The following is a 334-nucleotide window of genomic DNA, read 5'->3' as shown; positions in this document are numbered from 1 at the left end:
GTTGTTCGTCGTGGTTCAAAAATTGAGGCCGTAGGCACAGCAACTCAGCCAATCACCATGACATCTATTCAAGATGTAACGGGTGGCGAAACAACGATTGGTCAATGGGGCGGCTTAGTATTATTAGGTAATGCACCGGCTAACTCATGTGGCGACCAACAAGGTGAAGCAACAGCCGACGAGCTAGCTAACTGTGGTGTATCTGCTGAAGGTGACGCCGGCCAGTTTGGTGGCGATGTTGCAGATGATAACTCAGGTACATTAAAGTACTTAATCGTTAAGCAAGCAGGTAAAACTCTGGGTAATGGCGATGAGCTAAACGGTATTTCGTTTG

1 pseudogene is annotated in these 334 nt (G+C 47.3%); it reads left to right on the top strand.

The window, feature by feature from the left end:
- Nucleotides 1-334 (top strand): annotated as a pseudogene (locus SB756_RS28775) (hypothetical protein); the annotation flags it as partial.

This window comes from Pseudomonas sp. SIMBA_068 (assembly GCF_046534705.1).
In the GTDB taxonomy this organism is placed as follows: domain Bacteria; phylum Pseudomonadota; class Gammaproteobacteria; order Pseudomonadales; family Pseudomonadaceae; genus Aquipseudomonas; species Aquipseudomonas putida.
Note: the sequence above shows the minus strand (reverse complement) of the source record. Positions and strands in the feature narration are given on the sequence as shown.